This is a genomic window from Defluviimonas aquaemixtae (assembly GCF_900302475.1).
Lineage (GTDB): Bacteria > Pseudomonadota > Alphaproteobacteria > Rhodobacterales > Rhodobacteraceae > Albidovulum > Albidovulum aquaemixtae.
In genome coordinates, this window is sequence record NZ_OMOQ01000001.1 from 1,163,948 (window position 1) to 1,177,902 (window position 13,955).

Below are 13,955 nucleotides of genomic sequence, written 5' to 3' on the forward strand. Positions count from 1 at the left end.
CGATGGAGATCACTCTGACGAGGTCGACGAGAAGCTCAAGCGCCGTGGCGGAGCGATGCGGCCCGACGGGGTCGCGTACGCTCATTCGCCTCGGGATCGGTGACACGGCAACCCTCCGCTCGCTGTCGGCCACACGCCTGCTGCAACCGCAGCGCGGTCGCAGGACAAGCGTCACGTTCTGCACAGGGCGTCAGTCGACGTGGGACTGCCAGAGGCAGCGGTCGAAGGCAACGTAGCGAAGTAGGGTATCCGAACCGCCGGGCGCGACGAGGCGGGTGCAACCTTCCAAAGTGTCTTCGCTTTCGAACACGCTGACCCGGCCAGCGCCATCACCCGGCGCACAGAGCCGGCCGCCGGGTTCGAGCCATCCGACTATGCGCTCGCCGTCGTCGGTCTCGGCCGCGAACAGCATCCGTTGATCGCCGGCATTCGTCACGCAGATATCGGCCATGACCGGGGCGGCGTGGACGATCACGGCAATGAGACTAGCGGCAGTACGCATGATCGGTGCCTCCCGAAGCAGTCTGCGCCTCCTCGATGCCGCAAGTCGACTCACGATGCCTCACGGCATTGTGGATGAGCGTCAACAGGATTGACCGAGGCCGCCGCCCTGTTCCGCTACGCTGAGTCGTGGATGAAACCGAAACAAGGGAGGGAAGTGATGAAGCATCTCATCACTACGACCGTCGCGGCGATCTGTGCGGCCACGGGCGCCATGGCGCAAGACGCACCTTTTGGTAGCGAGGACGACGCGGCCTACGCGGCACTCCTGTGGGACGTCATGGTGGCCGAGAAGCTCGTTGGCGACGGTGCGCTGATGGCGTTTCCCTACGAAGGCACCGATCCGCATGGCATGATGCTCGAGACGTTCTACACCCGTGCGACGGTAGACGGGCACGAAGGCACTCTGATCGTTAAGCGCAACTACGGCCCCGAAGGCGTGAGCGTTGACGAGGTTCTGGGCGATCCGGCCGGCCATCTTGGCGCGGTCACGATAATGTTCCAGCGCGAAGCTGGCTTCGACGACGAGACGCAAAACTGGTTCTGGGTGAAGTACCTGCCCGACGGCTCGCTCGACAAGAACCCGGCCGGAATGCAGCTTGCAGGTCTCGTCGGCAAGGGCGCCGACGCCGGTTGCATTGCCTGCCACCAAGGCGCGGGCGGCGAGGACTTCATTTTCACAACCGACGCCGACGTGGCGATGATGAAGTGATCTGAGACTGAAATGGCAGCGTGCGGTAACATGCCCGCTGCCGTGTTTCCCGTGACAGCCAGCCGAAGCAAGGCGCAGGGCGATATGGTCGCATGAGCGAAGACGAAATCCGCAGCTGTTTGCGCTTTGGCAAGTTCGAGACGCGTAGAGCGCGCCTGGACAACCGTGTTAGCCGCGTTCGTCCTCGACGATGGCCTGCATCGTGTCGAGGGGGGCGTAGCCGCGCAGCATTTGTCCTCCAATAACGAAGGTCGGTGTTCCGGAAATACTCATCCGCTGCGCCAGAAGATGGTTCTCCTCGATCGCTTTCGTGACTTCCGGTGCGTCCATCGCGGCGAGGATCGGCTCTGCGTCGATTCCGAGGCTGGTAGCGAATGCCGTAAGCGTCTCGGGCGTCACGTCGCCGCGGAAGCTTTCGTAAAAGCCCGCATTGATCTTCTGATACGCCTCCGCTCCTGCCGTCTGTAGCGTCGCGATCGCGAAGCGGGCCGCGATTACCGACTCATCGCCGAGGATCGGGAATTCCTTGACGATGTAACGGATGTCGCCATCCGATTCGATCAGCTGTGCCACCTCGGCATGAGCCTTGCGGCAATAGCCGCAGCGGTAGTCGATGAACTCAACGACCGTAAGATCGCCATCGGGATTTCCGCCGACGAAGCTGTGCGTGTCCTCGAATAGATCGCCGGCATTGGCCGCGACGAGCGTTGCATCCTCTGCCTCCGCCGCCTGGGCCTGACGTTCCTGCAGGACATCGATCGCCTCGGCCAGAACTTCGGGATTTTCCAGAAGATAGGACCGGATCTCGGCGCGGAAAGCTTCGCGCTCGGCGTCGGACATCGCCGAGATGTCGAAGGCGCCCGCGGGCGTGGCGAGAGCCGCGGCGAGCGCGAACGGGGCGAGTTTCATTCGAGTTTCCTGTCAGATGGCGGGCGGATGGCCGCCCTTTGTTGTGCCGTGGACCCGTCCACACCGGTGACGGGCATTGACGCCACGCCTTGGGGCTGGGATGAACGAACCCGGTTCGCGGGCCAACATAGAGAGGCAAGCTTGCGCATTTCAAGCCGCGGGATCGTCGATCCCTTCATTGTGATGGACGTGATGGAGGCCGCGCGCGCCGCCGAGGCGGCCGGACGCCATGTCATCCACATGGAAGTGGGCCAGCCCGCAACGCCCGCGCCAGCCGGCGCACGGCGTGCGCTTTCAGCGGCGCTCGACAGCGCACCGCTCGGCTACACGGTCGCGCTCGGTCTGCCGGAGCTGCGGGCAGGCATCGCCGGGCTCTACCGGCGATGGTACGGCGTCGATCTCGACCCCGGCCGTGTCATCGTGACCTCGGGCTCGTCGGCAGCCTTTCTTCTCGCCTTTACTGCATTGTTCGAAGCGGGCGATCGCGTTGCGCTGGGCGAACCGGGCTATCCGTCCTACAGGCAGATCCTTAAGGCGCTGTCGCTCGTACCCATTGGCTTTCCCACCCGCCCCGAAGACCGTTATCAGCCACGGCCCGAAGACATCCCGCCGGGCGTACGTGGCCTGATTGTCGCTTCGCCGGCCAATCCCTCGGGTACGATGCTTGATCACTCGGCCTTGTCCGCCATTACCGGGGCCACTGCCGAACGCGGCATCGCCCTCATTTCGGATGAGATCTACCATGGGCTTCACTACGGCGACCGCGCCGTCTCGGCGCTCGAGATCACGGGCGAGGTCTGCGTGATCAATTCCTTCTCCAAGTATTTCTCGATGACGGGCTGGCGCATCGGGTGGATGGTAGTGCCCGAAGCGCTCGTCCGCCCCGTCGAGCGGCTGGCGCAGAACATGTTCATCTGCCCGCCGCATGCCAGTCAGGTGGCCGCGCTCGCCGCGCTCGACTGCGTCGACGAACTGGAGGCGAACCGCGCCGTTTACTCCGAGAACCGCCGTCTCATGCTCGAAGAGCTTCCCAAGGCAGGGTTCGACAGGATCGCGCCGCCCGACGGTGCATTTTACATCTACGCCGATGTCTCCGAACACACTGATGACAGCCTGGCCTTCGCGCGTGAGATCCTGCACGAGGCTGGCGTGGCCGTGACGCCGGGTCTGGATTTCGACCCGGAGCGCGGATCGCGAACGCTGCGGTTCTCCTACGCCCGCTCGACCGAGGACATCCGCGAAGGGCTCAGTCGGCTTTCAGCGTTCATGGAGACGCGCGGGGCAGGGCGTTCCAAGAGGATCGGGAGCGCGCTATAAGGGGCGAAAAGGCAGGCAGGATGCAGTATTCGCGGATTGTCGTACTGACCTGGGCCGTCGCCCTGGCTGCCGTGATTGGTCGCGCAGCGCCTGCGGCAGGGACCGGCGACTTGACCGCGTTGGCGCGGCTCGATGCGGCGGCGTCTGCACTCGTCGATGACGGCGAGGGCATCGCGCTCGACCTCGCCATCAGCAAGGCAGTTCCCTACCGCGCTTTTCTCCTGTCCGATCCGCCGCGGCTGGTTCTCGATTTCTCGGAACTTGATTTCGGCCCGTCGCGCCCCGCAGCGCTCGACCGGTCAGAAGGTGTCGCCGAACTCGGCTGGGGCCCCATACAGCCGGGATGGTCGCGGCTTGTCGCAATACTCGACGGGCCCTACCGGATCGCAAGCGCCGAACAGCAGGTGGCCGAGACCGGCGCGGCCGACATCCGCGTTACGCTGATGCCCTCGACGGCGGCGACCTTCGCGACCGCGACCGCGGGCGGCGTGCCCGAAGTCGCGCGCTGGGCGCTGCCAGACGCCGCCGAGACAGCGCCGCCGCGCCATCGCCAGACCGGAGAAAATCCGCTCATCGTCGTGCTCGACCCTGGGCACGGGGGCATCGACCCGGGAGCGGAATCCGAGGAGATGGTCGAAGCGGACGTGATGCTGACCTTCGCGCGCGAGCTTGCCGAGGTGCTAAGGCGAGGCGGCATGGAAGTTGTGCTAACCCGGCAAGAGGATGTCTTCGTGCCGCTAGAGACGCGGATCAGCATCGCCCGCGCTTCCGGGGCGGACGTCTTTCTGTCGCTGCACGCCGACGCGCTGGCCGAAGGCGAGGCGACCGGTGCCACCGTCTACAAGCTGGCCGATGCCGCAAGCGATACGGCCTCGGCGCGGCTGGCGGAGCGTCACGACCGCGCCGACCTTCTGGCTGGCGTGGATCTTTCGGGGCAGGACGATCTTGTGGCCGCGGTGATGATGGACCTCGCGCGGACCGAAACGCGGCCGCGCACCGACCGGCTTGCCGAGGCGCTGGTTGCCGCGATCAGTGGAACGGGGGGACGGATGCATCGCCATCCGATCCAAGAGGCGGCATTCTCGGTCCTCAAATCGCCAGATATTCCCTCGGTGCTACTCGAAGTGGGGTTTCTGTCTTCCGAGGCTGATCGCGAGAGGCTCTCCGACCCCGACTGGCGCAAGACGCTGCAGGAGGCGGTTCTCGTGGCGCTCAAGGCATGGGCCATCGCAGATGCGGCCGAGGCGCGGCTCCTGCGGCAGTAGGCCTCGCGGGCGCAAGCAATAGCCTGACCGAACCATGAGACACCATGCCGGCTGTGTTGCCCGCCGCGTCAAATGCGAAGGGCACCCGCCCGGGTGCCCCACCACATGCCGTTCGGCCCAGTCCGATCCTATCAGGCCGAGGACGCCGCCGCGACCGCCTTGGGCTGGGGCGTTCCGCCCTGCTGGGAAAGCGGATCTTCCTGGCGCTGCACGGAGCCCTCGAAATGGGCGCCCGATTCAATGGCTATCGTCTTGTGGATGATGTCGCCCTCGACCCGCGCGGTCGAGGTGAGCCGCACCTTGAGCCCGCGGACACGACCCACGACGCGGCCATTCACAACGACGTCGTCGGCCACGACCTCTCCCTTGATCGTCGCGCTTTCGCCGACGGTCAGGAGATGGGCGCGGATGTCGCCTTCGACCGTGCCTTCGACCTGGATGTCGCCGGTCGTCTTGAGATTACCGGTGATCGTGAGATCGGAGGACAGCACCGATGCGGGGGGTTTCGCCTTGGGCGTGGTCGAGCCGAGCTCGAAGGCCGGCTTGGCCGGGGCCTGCTCGGCAGCCGCCTTGGGCTGATCGCTTTCGGCACCGGCTTTCGGTCCGGGCTCGTTGATCTTGCTTTTAGAAAACATTATTCGCTGCCTTGATGAAGGTCATCGGGTTGACTGACTTGCCGTTCACGCGAACCTCGTAGTGCAGATGGGTTCCCGTCGAACGGCCAGTATTCCCCATATCACCGATCCTGTCGGCGCGCGAGACCTTTTGCCCGACTTCAACCCTGACTTTCGACAGATGGGCGTAGCGGGTCTCGATCCCGAAGTCGTGGCGGATGCGGACGAGGTTGCCGTAGCCCGACTGCCAGCCGGCATGAACCACGGTGCCGTCAGCCGTCGCATGGATGGGCGAGCCGTGGGCGCCGGCGAAGTCCGTGCCCTCGTGCATCCGGCCCCACCGCCGACCGAAGCCCGATGTGAATCGGAACGAGGTTTGCAGGGGAATCGCGAAGGGCGCCTTCTCGGCCGCCATTCGGTAGAGGTTCATCCGGTCCAGCCCCTCGAGGATCCGCGCGGCGCGAGCCGCATCGGGATCCGCCTCGGTCCCGGTCGCGGGCATCAGCGGCCCGAGCGGACCACCCATTCCGGAATATCCGCGCCTCACCTGCGCGATCAGATCCTCCGGATCGAGTCCGGCAGAGGCAAACATCTTATCGAGCGGCGCCATCGAGATCGTCACCGCTTCCTCGAGACTCGTGAAGATTTCGTCGTGCCGCTCTTCAAGCAGACGCATTTCGTAGGCAATCTCGTCGGCCGCAGTGGTGGCGTCGAGGGCCTTGTCCGCCATCTCGTCGCGTTCGGCGGCGGTCCTGCCCAAGGCTGCGGTCACAAATTCAAGCGTCTCGGCCGTGTCTTCGCCGTGATTGCCCGGGGTGGCGGTGAGACCCGGGCCCTGCGTGACCTCGGAAGCAAGTTCGACAAGCTGAGCGCGCGTCTTGTCGCGGTCCGTCATCGTGCGGCGCAGTGTCGATTGGATAACGCCGATCCCGGTCTCGAGTTCCTTGCGGCGTTCTTCGGATGCGAGAAGCGCCGACTGCATGCGCGATACCTGTTCAAGGGCGAGCGCAAAGCGTTCCTGTGCCGCGGCGGCCTCGGTTGCGCGTGTGTCGCGTTCCTGCGACAACGCCTCGATCCGCGCCTCGTATGTTGCCTGCTCGAGCCGAGCTTGCTCGCGCGCGCTGCCCGAGCCGATGGAATCCATCATGACGACCGCCGTGGCCACGATCGACCAGGCAAGAACAAGGGCCGTGCCGGCGAGCACGGTAGCCTGGGTTGCGGGTTTGAGGCGGATGAAGCGGGTTTCGCTATCTGAGCGCAGGAACAAACGCTGTTCCGGCAGTTTGCGTTCGAGAGTGTCGTGAAAACGGTTGATAAGGCGTCCCGGCAAGCTGTCCCCGCGGAATTTGTTCCTGTGAGCGGAAGGCCCCATCCCCGAGGCGCCCCTTGGCAAACGCATTAGCAACCGCACATCGCTGTCGCAACTGATTTGGGCCGCGTCCCGTCGACGCGGGCCAGAACCCGCCACGATCGGCGAAATCCCGCCGATATTTGTGCCACCCGGCGGTGAATGTTAAGCGATTTCCGGCGCTTCAGCGGAAACCGGCAGTGCCCGGCGCTTCGGCAAGAACTTCGGCGAGCGGCCAGTAGAAGTCTGGCGGCAACCCAGCTTCGGCGCGCTTTTCTTCGTTGAAGGGCGGCTTTAGCGCGCCGCGGAAGTAGCGCCGGACGAGGCCGTGAAAGACGTCCTTCGGGTCGTGCCCGTCCCGACCGCAGAGCCAGTTGAACCATTTCACGCCATAGGCGACATGACCGACCTCCTCGGCATAGATCACGCGCAGGGCGTCGGTCGCCAGTTTCTCGCCGGCCTTCTCGAAGATCGCCATCATGCCCGGCGTCACATCCAGGCCGCGCGCTTCGAGCACCATGGGCACCACCGCGAGCCGGCCAAGCAGGTCCTCTGCCGTGTCTTCTGCCGCGCGCCACATGAAAGCGTGTGCGGGAAGCGCGCCGTAGAAGCTTCCGGCCGCTTCAAGGCAGTCACATAGCAAGTTGAAATGCTTAGACTCCTCGTCGGCCGACTTCACCCAGTCGTCGTAGAAGCCCATGGGCATCTGCACATGCGTGAAGCGGGCAATGATGTCCCAATGGAGGTCGACGGCGTTAAGCTCGATATGAGCCAGCGCGTGGAGAAGTGCGATCCTGCCCTGTGGGCTCCCGGTCCGGCGGCGCGGCACATCGCGCGGCGGCAGAAGCTCGGGCTTTTCGGGCCGGGCGGGGCGCAGCGGCGGGCTCGCCGCGCCGACGGCCAAAGGCTCGCCTGCAGCTCGCGCGTCCTGCCAACGCGTGGCGTGGGCATGCGACAGCGCCGTCTTGGCGCGCCCGTCAGCGGTGGTCAGCACCTCCACCGCCATCTCGGCGAGAGACGGGCTCACAGCGACCGCGCCGCGTCGAGCACCTCTTCGGCGTGGCCCTTGACCTTCACCTTGCGCCAGGCGCGCGCGATCCGGCCCTCGCCGTCGATCAGGAATGTCGTGCGTTCGATCCCCATGTATTTGCGGCCGTACATGCTTTTTTCGGCCCAGGTCCCGTAGCGCTCGCAGGTGTCGCCGAGCTCATCCGACGCGAGCACCACGGAGAGGCCGTGCTTTGCTGTGAACCGATCGTGCGCCTTGACGCTGTCCCTTGACAGCCCCACGACCACGGTGTCCGCCGCGTTGAACGCTTCGGCGAGCCGCGTGAAATCCAGCGCCTCGGTCGTGCATCCGGAGGTGTCGTCCTTGGGGTAGAAGTAGAGCACAACTTTCGACGGACGAAGCGCCGAGAGAGTGACGCTTCCGCCGCCGTCGCGCGGGAGAGTGAAATCTGGGGCTTCATTTCCGGCCTCAAGCATGTGCCGCCTTCCTTTTGTCGCTGCATTGCGCTTGGTGTTTTAATTCGCGCGACGCAAAGGTAAAGGGATAGCCTGCGCAGGTGCCGAACTGTTCGGGTCCGCGGCGAAGGGCAACCGTATGGAAGAGGCCAGCGAGAGCACGGAATTGCCGCCACGCGGTGGCCGGAAAGGGCGCGCTATCAAGCGCACCGTGGCCATTCTCGTACTGGTGGCTGCCGTATTCTTGGCTCTCATGCTGGTGCTGACCGGTCGGGTGATCTCGTTGCCCGGTTGGGTCGTGGACCGGATCGAGGTGCGCGCCAACCAGGTGCTTTCCGGCGCCGCGTCGGCGCAGATCCTTTCCGTCGACTTGCTGGTGGACGACATGTTCGTGCCGCATGTGCGGCTTAGCGGGGTGGAGCTTTTCTCCCCGAAGGGTGCGCGGATCGCGGTCCTGCCAGAGCTGACGACAACGCTCAAGGCGCGCCCCGTTCTGTCCGGGAGGGTGGAACCGCGCCGCCTGACGATCGCAGGTGCGCGGATCGCCCTCAGGCGGCTCGAGGATGGCAGTCTCGATTTCGACATGGGGTCCGACGCGGCCGGGATGGAGCAGGTACTCAGCCCGGCCGAGGCACTGAACGCCGTTGATGAAGCGTTTGCGCTGCCAGTCCTCAATGGCATCGAGTCCATCGTCGTCGACGGGCTGGAACTCAGCTTCGAGGATCTTCGCCTCGGCCGGACCTGGACGGCGACACAGGGCGATCTGACGCTCAGCCAGGACGCCGGTCGGATCGGCATTCATATCGCCATGACGCTCGCCGAGGAAGGGCGCGCGCCAGCCCAGGCAGAATTGTCCTTCGCCTCGGTCAAGGGGTCGCCCGAGGCGACATTGACCGCGCGCGTCACCGATGTCTCGGCGCGTGATCTCGCCGCGCAGTCGCCCGCGCTCGCCGTGCTCGGCGCGGTCAATGCACCGATCTCGGGGGCGATCCAGTCGTCGGTCGACGCCTCGGGCCGGTTTGGCGAACTGACTGCGACGCTCGAAATCGGTGCAGGCGCATTGCAGCCGACGCCCGACACGCGGCCGGTGCGGTTCGAACAGGCGCGCCTTGAGATGGACTATGACCCCGAAACCGGTCAGATCGGCTTCGACAATATTGCCGTGGACAGTGCTGCCTTGCACGTGGTTGCCCGGGCGAAAGCGTGGTTGAAGGGAATCGAGGCGGGATTTCCAACCGCGCTCATTGGGCAGATCGAGATTACGGATCTCAAGATCGATCCTGAAGGGGTCTTTGCCGATCCCGTGGCAGTCGAGCAGGGGGCCATCGATTTCCGCTTGCGCTTCGATCCCTTCGGACTTGATCTTGGCCAACTCGTTCTTGTCGACGGAGTGGACGGTCGGATCAGCGCAAGAGGGACAGTTGATGTCGAACCGGAAGGCTGGGCTGTGGCGATCGACGCCGCCGTCAACAAGATCGAGAGCGCACGGCTTTTCGCACTCTGGCCAGTCACGGCAGTGCCCAAGACCCGCGCGTGGCTCACCCAGAATGTCGCGACCTCTGAACTTTACGACGTCAAGGCGGCCTTCCGGGCGCGGCCAAGCGAAGAGCCGCGCTTTTCGCTCGGCTATGAATACCGCGATACCGAAGTCCGGGTGATCCGCACGCTTCCGCCAATCCAGGACGGCGTCGGCTACGCCACGATCAGCGACAACGCCTATACGCTCGTTGTCGATCGCGGTCATGTCATCGCACCGGCGGGCGGGCAGATCGACATGTCTGGCAGCGTTATGCGCATCCCCGATCTCACGCTCAAGCCCGCGCCGGCGGAGTTCACGCTTCGTGCGGAAAGCACGATCCCGGCCGCGCTGTCGCTGCTCGACCAGCCGCCGTTCGAATTCCTCTCCAAGGCGGGACGTCCAACCGATATTGCCGAAGGGCGGGCCGAAATCGAGGCGGTCCTGAATCTTGCGCTGAAGGCGAAAATACTGCCCGGCGATGTCGACTTTGACGTCACCGCGCGACTCACTGACGTGAATTCGGACCGGATCGTGCCCGGCCGTGTGCTGAGCGCGGGCGCGCTGCAACTCAAGGCCGACAATGAGTTGCTTCGGATCTTCGGGCCGGCGGTCTTTGACGGTCTCCCGGTCGAGGCGGTATGGAGCCAGGGATTGCGTCCCGTGGACAAGGGCAAAAGCCGCGTCGAGGCGAAGGTGGAACTTTCGCCACGCTTTCTCGACACGTTCGGCATTGGTCTGCCATCGGGATCGGTCCAGGGCAGGGGGCAGGGCGACCTTACGCTGGAGCTGGAGAAAGGCTCGCCGCCCCGCTTCACACTGACCTCCGGGCTCGACGGGCTGCGCCTCGCGCTGCCACAGATCGGCTGGTCGAAGCCGAGCGGGACGGCCGGGCGTCTTCTCGTTCGCGGCGCGCTCGGCAAGCCGGTCTCCATCGAGCGGCTGGAACTCGAAGCATCCGGGCTATCGATCGCGGGCAATGTCCGCCTGCGGCCGGACGGCGCGCTCGACTCGATCCGGCTGGGCACGGCGCGGATCGAGCCGTGGTTCGAGGGAGCGGCCGAGCTGAGAGGACGCGGGCGCGGACAGGCGCCGGCCATCGTCGTTGAACGCGGCAGCGTCGATCTTCGCCGCGCCAATCTCGGCGGGGGCGGGCAGGGTGGCGGTCCTCTGTCGGTCGCGCTCGACCGGCTCAGGATTTCCGAAGCGATCGCGCTTACGGGCTTTCGCGGTACGTTCTCGACCGTGGGCGGGCTCACGGGCGACTTCACAGGGCTTGTCAATGGCGCCGCGCTGGTTCGGGGACGGATCTCGCCGCAAGGCGGCCGCTCGGCCTTCCGCGTCCAGTCGGGCGATGCGGGCGCGACCCTGCGTGCAGCCGGGATCTACGAAAACGGCGTTGGCGGCGCGCTCGACCTTGCGCTCAGACCGCTCGGCGCGCCGGGCAACTACGACGGAACGGGCCGGATCGAAGGGATTCGAGTCACAAACGCCTCAGCGCTGGCAGAGCTTTTGAACGCAATCTCGGTCGTCGGACTTCTCACTCAGCTCGAGGGGCCGGGAATCCTCTTCAGCGCGGTGAACGCAGACTTCCGGCTGACCCCGGACGCTGTCGAAATCCGGAGCGCGGCGGCCACGGGCCCTTCGCTCGGCGTTTCGGCGCAGGGCGTTTACCGAAGCGGTCCGCGCCTTATCGATATTCAGGGCACCATCTCGCCGATCTACGCACTCAATGCGGTGGGCCAGATATTCTCCCGCCGCGGCGAGGGGCTATTCGGATTCAACTACCGCATGAGCGGACCGGTCGACAATCCGGGCATCTCCGTCAATCCCCTCTCGATCCTGACACCCGGCATGTTCCGAGAGATCTTCCGCGCCAGTCCCCCGAAGCTCACACAATGAAGCTTAGCGACTTCGATTTCGACCTGCCCGAAGGGTTGATCGCCACGCGTCCCGCACGCCCGAGAAGCGCTGCGCGGCTGCTCGTGGCAGAGGGCGACGCAATCCATGACCTCCATGTCCGCGACCTGCCGGATCTCCTTGGCCCCGGTGACCGGCTCGTCCTCAATGACACCAAAGTAATCCCCGCGCGGCTCTCGGGCACGCGGCGGCGCGAGACCGGGCAGGGAGAGGTGGTGGCGCGGATCGAGGTCACGCTTCTCGAACCGAGGCCCGAAGGGCGATGGGCTGCGCTCGTCAAGCCACTGAAAAAGCTAAAAGAAGGCGAGACGATCCGCTTTTCCGAGCGGCTCTCGGCCGATGTCGTCCGCATCGCTGAAGGACAGGCGGAGTTGTTCTTCAATCTCACAGGCACTGAATTCGACGAAGCGCTCGCCGAGGCGGGCGACATGCCCCTTCCGCCCTACATCGCCGCGCTGCGTCCGCCGGACTCGCGCGATCGCGAGGACTACCAGACGGTCTTCGCGCGCCGCTCGGGCGCCGTGGCCGCGCCGACTGCGTCCTTGCATTTCGACGATGCGCTTCTTCAGCGCCTCGCCGACAGGGGCGTGGCGTTCACGCATGTCACGCTCCATGTCGGCGCCGGCACCTTCCTCCCCGTGAAGGTCGAGGACGTGACGACCCACAGGATGCATCCCGAATGGGGCGAGGTGACCGATGAGGCTGCGGCGGAGATCAACGCGACTCGCGACGCAGGCGGCCGCGTCATTCCGGTCGGCACCACGGCGCTCAGGCTGCTCGAAAGCGCTGTGGACAGCGCGGGCCGGATGCGGGCCTGGCGGGGCGCGACCGACATCTTCATCTATCCGGGCTACGAGTTTCGCGCGACCGACGGGCTGATGACCAATTTTCACCTGCCGAAGTCGACTCTCCTAATGCTTGTCTCCGCGTTCATGGGCGTCGTTCGGATGCGGCGCGTATACGCCCACGCGGTCGCCGAAAGCTATCGGTTCTTTTCCTACGGCGACGCCTCGCTTCTTCTGCCGAAAGGCCGTAATCCTGCTGCGCCGAGTCGCAGGCGGGACTGAATATTCCCCTTCGCCCTGCAAACTTGCGCCGACCCGAAACCGAAAGCCCGACCTTATGCTGACCGTCCTGAGAAACTCCTGGCCCCTCCTGATCGGCATGATGCTCCTCATGATCGGCAACGGCGTGCAGGGCACGCTGCTCGGCATCCGGGGTGCGATCGAGGGCTTCTCGACGACCCAGATGTCGTTCGTCATGTCGGCCTATTTCCTCGGCTTCCTCTTCGGGTCCCGGATGACGCCGGACATGATCCGGCGGGTGGGTCACGTGCGGGTCTTCGCCGCGCTCGGCTCGATGATCTCGGCGGTGCTCGTCGCCTATGCCGCCGCGCCCGACTGGATCGCCTGGTCGCTGATGCGCGTGCTGATCGGGTTTTCCTTCTCGGGCGTCTACATTACCGCCGAGAGCTGGCTCAACAACGCGTCGACGAACGAGACGCGGGGCCAGGCGCTGTCGCTCTACATGATCATGCAGATGCTCGGCATCATCTCGGCCCAGGCGCTTTTGAACATGGGCGACCCGTCGGGCTACTTTCTGTTCGTCGTACCGTCGATCCTCGTGTCGATCGCCTTCACGCCGATCCTGCTGACCGCGAGCCCCGCGCCCGCCTTCGAGTTGACGAAGCCGCTGAATTTCGTGCGCCTCTTTGAGATATCTCCGCTGGGCTGCGTGGGCATCTTCCTGCTTGGCGGCATCTTCTCGGCGCAGTTCGGCATGGCGTCGGTCTGGGGCGCGACCGTGGGCCTCAGCGTGCGCGACCTGTCGATCTTCATCGCCTCCATCTACACCGGCGGCCTCGTCCTGCAATACCCGATCGGCTGGCTGTCGGACCGGATGGACCGGCGCACACTCGTGCTTGCGCTTGCCGTGGTGGGTGCGATGTCGACCATCATTCCGGTTCTGGTCGAGCCGAGCTTCCTCCTGCTCGTCGTGGTCGGGGCGCTGATGGGCGGCGTGTCGAACCCGCTCTATTCCCTGCTCGTCGCCTACACGAACGATTTCCTTTCGAGCGAGGACATGGCGGCGGCTTCCGCGGGGCTTATCTTCATCAACGGCGTCGGCGCGATCGGTGGCCCGATCCTGACCGGCTGGATCATGGCGCAGATCGGACCAAGCGGCTTCTTCCTGTTCATTTGCGTGCTCTTCGGGATGATGGCGGGCTACGCCGCGTGGCGGATGACCCGGCGTCGCGCGCCCACGACCGACCAGACCGGGGCCTATACCGCTCTCGCCCCCACCGCCGGTGTGGTCGCTCTCGAAGCCGCGATCGAGGCGCAGCAGCAGGATCAGCAAAGCGAGTCCGGCAACTGAGACATCAAACGCT

General features: G+C 65.3%; 12 protein-coding genes. 6 read left to right on the top strand and 6 right to left on the bottom strand.

The window, feature by feature from the left end:
• Positions 1-190 precede the first annotated feature (190 nt).
• Complete coding sequence (locus DEA8626_RS05780) at positions 191-502, bottom strand: hypothetical protein (RefSeq protein WP_108852070.1); 312 nt, start codon at positions 500-502, stop codon at positions 191-193.
• Positions 503-661: 159 nt separating this feature from the next.
• Here DEA8626_RS05780 and DEA8626_RS05785 point away from each other — a divergent pair, with 159 nt between their 5' ends.
• Complete coding sequence (locus tag DEA8626_RS05785) at positions 662-1,213, top strand: cytochrome P460 family protein (RefSeq protein ID WP_108852071.1); 552 nt, start codon at positions 662-664, stop codon at positions 1,211-1,213.
• A 168-nt stretch (positions 1,214-1,381) separates the two neighbouring features.
• Here DEA8626_RS05785 and DEA8626_RS05790 read toward each other — a convergent pair whose 3' ends face one another.
• Positions 1,382-2,122, bottom strand: coding sequence for a DsbA family protein (locus DEA8626_RS05790; protein ID WP_108852072.1), 741 nt, complete (start codon positions 2,120-2,122; stop codon positions 1,382-1,384).
• Between the two features lie 141 nt (positions 2,123-2,263).
• On the opposite strand from DEA8626_RS05790, the gene DEA8626_RS05795 reads away from it, so the two are divergent.
• Complete coding sequence (locus DEA8626_RS05795; protein WP_108852073.1) at positions 2,264-3,439, top strand: pyridoxal phosphate-dependent aminotransferase; 1,176 nt, start codon at positions 2,264-2,266, stop codon at positions 3,437-3,439.
• Positions 3,440-3,459: 20 nt separating this feature from the next.
• A complete protein-coding gene (locus tag DEA8626_RS05800) occupies positions 3,460-4,704 on the top strand; it encodes an N-acetylmuramoyl-L-alanine amidase (RefSeq protein ID WP_108852074.1) in 1,245 nt (414 codons plus the stop codon).
• A gap of 131 nt (positions 4,705-4,835) precedes the next feature.
• Here the strand turns inward: DEA8626_RS05800 and DEA8626_RS05805 are convergent, their stop codons facing one another.
• From DEA8626_RS05805 to DEA8626_RS05820, 4 genes are all read right to left on the bottom strand, one after another.
• Positions 4,836-5,339, bottom strand: a complete 504-nt coding sequence (locus tag DEA8626_RS05805; protein ID WP_108852075.1) for a bactofilin family protein — start codon at positions 5,337-5,339, stop codon at positions 4,836-4,838.
• Positions 5,329-6,648, bottom strand: coding sequence for a M23 family metallopeptidase (locus DEA8626_RS05810; RefSeq protein WP_245890779.1), 1,320 nt, complete (start codon positions 6,646-6,648; stop codon positions 5,329-5,331). Before DEA8626_RS05810 ends, DEA8626_RS05805 begins: the two co-directional genes overlap by 11 nt.
• Before the next feature lie 202 nt (positions 6,649-6,850).
• Positions 6,851-7,672 (bottom strand): ferritin-like domain-containing protein, encoded by an 822-nt coding sequence (locus DEA8626_RS05815; protein WP_108853338.1) that lies wholly within the window; start codon positions 7,670-7,672, stop codon positions 6,851-6,853.
• Between the two features lie 17 nt (positions 7,673-7,689).
• On the bottom strand, positions 7,690-8,151 hold the full coding sequence (locus tag DEA8626_RS05820) for a peroxiredoxin (protein WP_108852077.1): 462 nt from the start codon (positions 8,149-8,151) through the stop codon (positions 7,690-7,692).
• Between the two features lie 118 nt (positions 8,152-8,269).
• Here DEA8626_RS05820 and DEA8626_RS05825 point away from each other — a divergent pair, with 118 nt between their 5' ends.
• Genes DEA8626_RS05825 through DEA8626_RS05835 form a run of 3 tightly spaced genes read left to right on the top strand, consistent with a single transcriptional unit; the run spans position 8,270 to position 13,942 of the window.
• Positions 8,270-11,548: an AsmA-like C-terminal region-containing protein gene (locus DEA8626_RS05825; protein WP_108852078.1), complete on the top strand. Its 3,279-nt coding sequence runs from the start codon at positions 8,270-8,272 to the stop codon at positions 11,546-11,548.
• On the top strand, positions 11,545-12,633 hold the full coding sequence (queA, locus tag DEA8626_RS05830) for a tRNA preQ1(34) S-adenosylmethionine ribosyltransferase-isomerase QueA (RefSeq protein WP_108852079.1): 1,089 nt from the start codon (positions 11,545-11,547) through the stop codon (positions 12,631-12,633). Before DEA8626_RS05825 ends, queA begins: the two co-directional genes overlap by 4 nt.
• A 55-nt stretch (positions 12,634-12,688) precedes the next feature.
• Positions 12,689-13,942 (top strand): MFS transporter, encoded by a 1,254-nt coding sequence (locus tag DEA8626_RS05835; RefSeq protein WP_108852080.1) that lies wholly within the window; start codon positions 12,689-12,691, stop codon positions 13,940-13,942.
• Positions 13,943-13,955 lie beyond the last annotated feature (13 nt).